The sequence below is a fragment of the Gordonibacter pamelaeae 7-10-1-b genome (genome assembly GCF_000210055.1).
GTDB classification, from domain to species: domain Bacteria; phylum Actinomycetota; class Coriobacteriia; order Coriobacteriales; family Eggerthellaceae; genus Gordonibacter; species Gordonibacter pamelaeae.
In genome coordinates this window covers 1,361,638-1,369,455 of the sequence record NC_021021.1, presented here as the reverse complement: position 1 = coordinate 1,369,455, position 7,818 = coordinate 1,361,638, and the positions used below count along the sequence as shown (strand labels likewise).

At 62.8% G+C, this 7,818-nt stretch carries 6 protein-coding genes; 5 read left to right on the top strand and 1 reads right to left on the bottom strand.

The features are described 5' to 3' along the window. Nucleotides 1-255: 255 nt before the first annotated feature. The gene (locus GPA_RS06300; RefSeq protein ID WP_015539333.1) at nt 256-1,215 is read right to left on the bottom strand and encodes a helix-turn-helix domain-containing protein; all 960 of its coding nucleotides are present in this window, start codon (nt 1,213-1,215) and stop codon (nt 256-258) included. 166 nt (nt 1,216-1,381) lie between these two features. Between GPA_RS06300 and GPA_RS06295 the strand changes: the two genes are divergently transcribed. From GPA_RS06295 to GPA_RS06275, 5 genes are read left to right on the top strand one after another with little or no spacing between them, the layout of a single operon-like run. Continuing rightward, complete coding sequence (locus GPA_RS06295; protein ID WP_041239185.1) at nt 1,382-2,005, top strand: MptD family putative ECF transporter S component; 624 nt, start codon at nt 1,382-1,384, stop codon at nt 2,003-2,005. 2 nt (nt 2,006-2,007) lie between these two features. Continuing rightward, nucleotides 2,008-2,706 (top strand): energy-coupling factor transporter transmembrane component T family protein, encoded by a 699-nt coding sequence (locus GPA_RS06290; protein WP_015539332.1) that lies wholly within the window; start codon nt 2,008-2,010, stop codon nt 2,704-2,706. Continuing rightward, a complete protein-coding gene (locus tag GPA_RS06285; RefSeq protein ID WP_049784040.1) occupies nt 2,703-4,250 on the top strand; it encodes an ABC transporter ATP-binding protein in 1,548 nt (515 codons plus the stop codon). The genes GPA_RS06290 and GPA_RS06285 overlap by 4 nt, the downstream gene beginning before the upstream one ends. Next, nucleotides 4,247-6,061, top strand: a complete 1,815-nt coding sequence (locus GPA_RS06280; RefSeq protein ID WP_049784039.1) for an ABC transporter ATP-binding protein — start codon at nt 4,247-4,249, stop codon at nt 6,059-6,061. Before GPA_RS06285 ends, GPA_RS06280 begins: the two co-directional genes overlap by 4 nt. Further along, entirely contained in the window at nt 6,062-7,804 is a 1,743-nt protein-coding gene (locus tag GPA_RS06275) for an ABC transporter ATP-binding protein (protein WP_015539331.1), read from the top strand. The last annotated feature ends 14 nt before the right edge of the window (nt 7,805-7,818 follow it).

Sequence of the window (7,818 nt, the reverse complement as noted above, 5' to 3'; positions counted from 1 at the left end):
GCGATCAGGCGCCGCAGGCAGATCGTGGTCAAAATGGGCAGGGAAAAAGGATTTGCAGTTAGTTCGTCGTCCGCTCTTCGGGTATCCCGAATCGTTTACTCTAGCTCGAATGGCTGTGATTCATACGAGTCGTTTTCGGTTTGCTGCGTTTGAACGTGCTGGGGGTTCGTTAAGGCATGCTTGCTGCAACAAGATAATTCGATATTGAAGGAATGTGGCAGTGTCTGAGCCGCATCAGCCTTTCTCGCCCGCTTTTCACAGACGATCCTGCCTGAACCGCTGGGGGGAACAGCCCTTGTGCCTGCGAAACGCCTCGGTGAACGCTCCCGCCTTACTGTAACCGACTTCCCTGCCGACCTCGGCGATGGGCAGCGCTGTTTCAGTGAGCAGCCTTTCGGCTTCCCTCATCCTCTCCCTCGCCACGTAGGACGCTGGAGGAAGGCCTGTCGCCTTCTTGAAGAGCCGTTTCATCTTCGTCTGTCCCATATACAGTTCGGACGCGAGCCGCGTGCACGACAAATCGCCGCCAAGGTTCCGAGCGATATACGCGCACGCCCAGTCGACTGCTGCCATGTCCTCTTCGGTCATTCTGGGCCTGCCGCCATTCGGCTGGGCTGCGCACTCCATCACGAGGGCGATAGATTCGGAGATAACTCCTTCGTAAAACAGATCCGCCGCGATCCCCCCGCCTCGATACGAACGCGCCTTGCGAAGCAAGTCGACAAGCCCCGGAAGGTCGCGCCGTCCGTCTACGCCCGCAAACGCCTTGCGGACGTCCTCTATTTCGCCGAAGCGACTCTGCAGATAATCCCGATAATAATCTGGCGAGATGGTGATCGACGACGCCACGGCAACGGAACCTTCCGAGAACCGCGCTTCGTACTCCTCGTTTTCCCCGCCGAGATACACCGTGATGGCGCCCGGGGCGAGCGGAGCCCCTCGGCGCTGCGCGACGCCCGAAACCTCGTCATAGCAGCCCAAGCACAGGTGCTCGGTGCATCGATAGCGCATGGTCCACTCCCTTGCGAAGCTCATCCTGAACGCGTTCACAGCGAAGAGGTTGTCCCGAAAGTACGCCCAGTACTCCCCGGACCCCATGTCGCTTTCGAGAACCCTCAAAGTGCCCGCAGGACCGTAGTTGCCGACATCGCGGGAAGGCACGAGGTGCCATTCCCTGAACGCCTCTTCGTAAAGGTCGCGTTCTATGCTTTCCATCTGACCTTCTTTCGCCTCGTTTCAATGCGGCGTTCCCCGATTCGTCCCTTTCATTCCGTATCGGGTCCCGCTTTTGCTTTCGCGAAGACTGGAACTCTGCCTATTCGTCCATTATAGCCAAGAGTTAAAGATGGCTAACTAGACAGGGAACATAAGGAGGAATCGGATGACGCAAGACGCTCCAACCCCAAAAAGCAACAGGTGGACCACGCGCGACGTGCTGACGTTCGTCGTGTTCAACCTGATCATCATGGCGGTGACCATCGTGGCGAAGATGATCGAGGACATGGTCCTGGCGCCCCAGAACACGTTTTTCGTGGGGTCGTGGCTATTCCCGCTGCTTGCCACGCCGTTCTACGTGGTGATGGCGGACCGCATCGGCAAGCGAGGCGTGCTGGCGGGCTCGACGCTGGTATTCGGGCTGCTCTACACGTTCATGGGAGGGCTCTACTGCGCTCCCGTCGCCGTCGTGGGCGCCCTTATCGGAGAGCTCGTCATGTGGGGGAAGGATTCCTACCACGACATAAAGCGCGTCGTAGGTGGCTACATCGTGTACTGGGTGACGTTCGGCTTCTACGGGATTATGCCGTATCTGCTGTTCAGGGACGCCTATATGGAGCAGTTGGGAACCTACTACGACGCGGCTGGCGTGGCGGCAATGGTGGCCCAGTACACCGAGCTGCCGTGGATCCTGCTCATGATGGCGATGTTCGCCACGGGCACGATCGTCGGAGGGCTCATCGGGTCGAAGTTCCTGAAGAAACACGTGCGCAAGGCGAAGATCGCCTAACCATGGAAAAGTGCGACATCAAAACTGGGGTGTTCGGCCTCGACCCGCGCACGCACCTGTTGTCGTTTCTCGTTGTCGGCATCGCCGCGATGCTGGTGACCGGCCTTTTGGAGACGGCGCTTCTGCAGCTGCTCGCCGCGGCGTACCTCGCGGCGAACGGGAGGGCGCGCCTTTCGCTCAAGATGTGCGCGAGCTTCACCGTTGTGTGCGGGCTGAGCTTCCTCCCGCTCTCCGGACTGTACGGGGCGCTGTTCGTGAGTTTCCTTCACATGATCCCGCCGTTCACGGCGGGCTGCGCGCTGTTCACGCTGTCACCCTCGGCGATCATGTGCGCGCTCGACCGTTGGAGGCTGCCCCAGCGGGTTCTCGTGGGCGTGTGCATGGTGTTCAGGTTCGCCTCCGTCCTCTCGTTCGAAGCGCGCTCCATCGTGCGCGGCATCCGCATGCGGGGCATCTTCCCTCATGCGTTCGACATCGTGCGTCATCCGGGGTTGGCGTACGAATGCGTCTACACGCCGCTCGTCATGCGCTCGCTCAGGCTTTCGAGCGAGCTTGCCGCCTCCGCCGAGCTGCGCGGCATCGAAATCGGTCGGGGACGAACCTCGGTCTACCACGTGGGCTTCACCTGGAGGGATGCCGCGTGTTTGGTCGTTGTCGCGGTCGTATGCGCGGGAATCTACGGAGCGGGGGCGATTTTGTGACAGGCGAATTCGAATCATCCAATGCGCTCAAGGAAAACCCCGTATGCGGCAAGCCTGCGGAGGAGGCGACAGCCCTCGCGTTTTGCGACGTCTCGTTTCGCTATGTGGATGAGGCAGAACAAGAGGATTCGGCATCTGCTGACGATGCGGGAGGAAGCAGGGTCGAGGACGTGTCCTTCGAGGTGCGCGCCGGCTCCTGCACAGTTCTGTGCGGAAGGTCGGGCGACGGCAAGTCGACCGTGCTGCGATTGGCGGACGGATTGGCAGGGACGTTCTTCCCTGGAGTGCGTATGGGTTCCGTTCTGGTGAGCGGCACGGAGGTCCTTTCGCTTTCCGCTCGCGGGAGGACCGAGGCCATGGGCGTGGTCATGCAGGATCCCCGCAGCCAGTTCTTCATGGGGACGGTCGGCGACGAGATCGCCTTCTCGCTGGAAAACCTCGGGGTCGACCCTGCTTTGGCCGTTGAGCATGTGCATGAGGCGGCACGGCTGTGCGGGGTTGAAGGTCTGCTTGCCGAGAAGCTTACCGAACTGTCCAGCGGTCAGAAACAACGCGTCGCAATCGCAGCCGCTATCGCGTGTCGCCCGTCGTTTCTCGCGCTCGACGAGCCGACCTCCAACCTGGATGCAGGAGGTGCTGATGCCCTAGTTAGCATTCTCGCCAAGCTCAAGCGGCGCGGCGTGGCGATTCTGGTGTCGGAGCACAGGCTCCACAAGCTTCTGCCCGTCGCCGACGAATTCCTTTGCATGAGAGATGGCAAGGTCGCGTCGCGGTGGAGTGCGGAGGAGTTCGCCGCGCTTCCGGGCGAAGAGGCCGACGCATTCGGATTGCGCCATCCCGGTATCACCATCGCGCGCGATTCGAATGCACGACCAGCGGAATCACTTGATTCCCGCTGCGGTTCCACCTCATGGCATATGGAGGACGTGACGTATCTCTACCGCTCGACAGGCCGTGGCATTCGGGGCGTGACGGCGGAGTTTCCCTGCGGTGCTGTGACGGTGGTATGCGGGGGGAAAGGTTCGGGCAAGACAACGCTTGCGAAGGTTCTCGTCGGGGCGTCCCACCCGCAGAAAGGCCTGATAACCAGGGACGGCAAAGCGCTCTCACCGCGGGAGCGGAGGCACCTGAGCTATTTCGTGATGCAGGACGCCGACTATCAACTGTATGCGGGGAGCGTCGCCGACGAGGTGGTGCTTGGCCGACGCGTTGATGATGTTTTGAAGGCGCGTGCCTGGGAGGCGCTTGATGCCTTCGACCTGAAAGACCTTGCCGACAGGCACCCCGCCAGCCTATCGGGCGGGCAGAAGCAGCGCGTGACACTTGCCGCAGCGTACTGCTCGGACGCCGAGCTCGTGGTGCTCGACGAGCCAACGAGCGGACTGGATGGGAGCGGCATGCGGGAGGTGGCTTTGTGGTGCCGTAGGCTTGCGGCGGAAGGAAAGGCAGTGGTGATTATCACCCACGATGAAATGCTAGCGCGGCTGGCGGGCGACCGGAGGGTTGAGCTGGCAGCGCATGACGAAGGGAGGAAAGGGGCATGAGTCACGTGACTCCGCTTGACCGCACCGCGCGTCCGAGCGCGTTTTCGAAGCTGTTCTACTTCATGCGGCCCGATAAAGCGCGCATGGTGCTCTCGCTTGTCCTCGCTTGCTTGGGCGAGGCGGCGGGTATGGTCCCGTACGTGGTCGTCGCCTTGCTGGCTGCCGGTCTCATCGAAGGCACGCTCACGCTTGAAATGGCAGCTCTGTTCTCACTCGCTGCAGCAGGAGGGCAGATCCTCAAGTTCGTGCTCACGTGGCGATCGTCGATGATCAGCCATGGCATCGCCTTCAAGGCTTTGCGCACCATGCGCGAGCAGATGGCCGAGAAGATGTCACGCGTGCCCATGGGCGTCATCGTCGACACGCCCACGGGCACGTTCAAGAACCGCTTCGTGGACAACGTGAACCAGCTGGAGGACGCCATCGCGCACTTCATGCCGGAGCTTCCGAGCAACGTGTTCGCGCCCATCCTCGCCATGACCATCGTGTTCGCCGTCGACTGGCGCATGGGGCTCGCCGGCATCGCCACGATCCCCTTGGGCGTGCTCTTCTACCTGGGCATGATGCGCGATTACAAGCCCAAGATGGCGCGTTACATCAAAAGCGAGCAGAACATGAACTCCACGCTCGTGGAGTATGTCAACGGCATCCAGGTGATCAAGGCGTTCGGGCGCACGGCGTCCTCCTACGGGTCGTTCTCCGATGCCGTGGCGGAATACCACGACTCCACGCTTGCGTGGTTCCGGCAGAGCTGGGTGTGGATGGCGGCGGTGCGCTCGGTCGTGCCCTGCACGTTGCTCGTTTCGCTGCCGCTTGGCGTGTGGCTGCTCTCCGTCGGGCAGATTGCGCTTCCCGCCTTCATGGTGTGCATCGTCATTCCTCTGGGCTTCATCGGTGGCGTTTTGAAGTTCGCCCAGGCGGCAGGCCAGATCTCGCGTATGGATGCCTGCCTGAACGTGGTCTGGGATTTCCTCGGTGAGCCCGAGCTTGCGCGCCCCACGCAACGCGTGGAGCTACAGGGCGAGTCGTTCGCGTTCGAGGAAGTGTCGTTTTCTTACCATGAGGGCACCGAGGTCCTGCACGACGTGAGCTTTTCCACCGAACCGGGAACGATCACGGCGATCGTCGGGCCGTCGGGCTCGGGCAAATCGACCGTCGCCAAGCTTATGGCGGGGTTCTGGGATGCGAGCGCAGGAAACATCACATTCGGCGGGGTCGACGCGAAGGACATCCCGTTCGAACAGCTCATGGAGCACATCGCGTACGTGGCGCAAGATACGTTCCTGTTCGACCGCTCCATTGCCGACAACATCCGCATGGGCAAGCCCGACGCGACCGACGCCGAGGTGGAGGCGGCGGCGCGTGCCGCAGGCGCCCACGGATTCATCAGCGAGCTTCCGCAGGACTACGCTACGCCTGCGGGCGAGGCGGGCGATCGACTTTCGGGCGGCGAGCGGCAGCGCATTACCATCGCGCGCGCCATCCTGAAGGACGCATCCGTCGTCATCTTGGACGAGGCGACCGCCTACGCCGACCCCGAGAACGAGGCGCTGGTTGAGCGCGCCATCAGCAAGCTGGTGGAGGGCAAGACGCTCGTCACCATCGCGCACCGGCTCTCGACCATCACAGGCGCCGACCAGATTCTCGTCATGGACGCAGGGCGCATCGTGGGGCGCGGGCGGCACGATGAGCTGCTGCAAAGCTGCCCGCTGTACGCCCGCATGTGGCGCGAGCATCAGGGCGCGGTAGGGGTGCTCACGGACAAAAACGTGGAAGACCGGGCGGCCATCCGCCCCGAGGAGGCGAGGTAGATGTTCGCCATCGTAAAACGCATACTCGACGTGGCGGGAAGCTTCTCGCCTGCGTCGCGACGCAGTCTCATTGTTGGCATGGTATGCAACGTCCTAAAGGCGTTCTTCATGGCCGGGATGCTTGCCGCGGTGTGGTGGGCGCTCGAGAATCGTGACCATATGGGTGTGGACGTGGCGCTGCAGTGCCTGGGCATCCTGCTGGCGAGCGTGGCGGGCCAGTATATCTTCCAGTACCTCGTGGACATCAAGATGGACGCCGAGGGGTTCCACATCTTCCGCGACATGCGCCTGCGCGTGGGCGATCGGCTGAAGGGTGCTCCCATGGGCTATTTCTCCGAGCAGCGCCTTTCCGCCATCACCACCACGCTCACCACGACGCTGCACCAGCTGGAGGAGTTCATGACCATCTGCCTCACCGGTCTTTCGGGCGGCGTGGCGATGGCGGTCATCATGAGCTTGTATTTCATGCTGTTCGCGCCGCCGGTGGCGTTCATCACGTTCGCGGGCATCGCCATGGGGCTCGTGGTGCTCGAATGGCTGCGCCGCCGCTCCACCGCGGTGACGCGCGAGGTAACCGCCGCCCAGGAGGCCATGACCGACAAGGTGATCGAGTACGCCCGCGGGATGGCGGTGCTGCGCACGTTCGCCACGCCCGACGAGGCGCTTGCCGAGGCGAAGGCGTCTTTCGAGCAGAAGCGCCTGGCCGACTACCGTCAGGAGCAGGCGGCCCAGGGAATTCTCAAGCTCTATGCGCTGGTGTTCAATCTGGCGAGCTGCGCGGTGCTGTTCGCGGCGTGCGCCCTGTACCTCACGGGTGGACTGCCGCTCTCGTGGGCGCTCACGCTGCTCGTCGCCGCGTTCATGATCTACGGCGAGCTGATCAGCGCGAACAATGGCGCCTTTCTCACTAAGAAGATAGAGGGCGAGCTCGACCGCGTGGACGAGGTGTGCGCGGTTCCGCGTCAGGACACGACCGACGAGCCTCTTGCGCCGCGAGGGTTCGACCTGGCGATGGACGGCGTGTCGTTCGGCTACGACGACCGGCGCGTCATCGACCACGTGACGCTTCGCATCCCCGAGGGCACCTCGTGCGCCATCGTGGGGCCAAGCGGGTCGGGCAAGACCACGCTGGTGAACCTGCTCGCGCGGTTCTGGGACGTCGATGAAGGATTCGTGAGCGTGGGCGGCGCGGACGTGCGCGACGGCACGGCGGAGAGCCTACTTTCGCACATATCCCTGGTGTTCCAGAACGTGTACCTGTTCAACGACACGGTGGAGAACAACATACGGTTCGGGCGGCCGGATGCATCGCGCGATGAGGTGGTCGCCGCGGCGAGACGTGCACGGTGCCACGACTTCATCGAGCGCCTTCCGCAAGGTTACGACACGGTGCTGGAAGAGGGCGGAGCCGACCTGTCGGGCGGCGAGCGGCAGCGCATATCCATCGCGCGCGCCATCATGAAGGACGCGCCCATCGTCATCCTGGACGAGGCGACCAGCTCCGTCGACCCCGAGAATGAGCATCTGCTCATGGAGGCGATCGGCGAGCTCACGCGCGGCAAGACGCTCGTCACCATCGCTCACCGCCTGAACACGGTGCGCAACGCCGGCCAGATCCTCGTCGTGGACGCCGGCCGCATCGTGCAGCGCGGCACGCACGACGAGCTCATGCGTGAAGACGGGATCTACCGCCGCTTCATCCGCATGCGCGAAGAGGCGGCCGACTGGAGGCTGGGGGCGTAAACCGATGAGCAAAC

Excerpts from the sequence above, each read along its gene's own strand:
- GPA_RS06295 (WP_041239185.1), top strand. The coding sequence starts at position 1,382 with ATGACGCAAGACGCTCCAACCCCAAAAAGCAACAGGTGGACCACGCGC.
- GPA_RS06275 (WP_015539331.1), top strand. The coding sequence starts at position 6,062 with ATGTTCGCCATCGTAAAACGCATACTCGACGTGGCGGGAAGCTTCTCG.
- GPA_RS06280 (WP_049784039.1), top strand. The coding sequence starts at position 4,247 with ATGAGTCACGTGACTCCGCTTGACCGCACCGCGCGTCCGAGCGCGTTT.
- GPA_RS06290 (WP_015539332.1), top strand. The coding sequence starts at position 2,008 with ATGGAAAAGTGCGACATCAAAACTGGGGTGTTCGGCCTCGACCCGCGC.
- GPA_RS06300 (WP_015539333.1), bottom strand. The coding sequence starts at position 1,215 with ATGGAAAGCATAGAACGCGACCTTTACGAAGAGGCGTTCAGGGAATGG.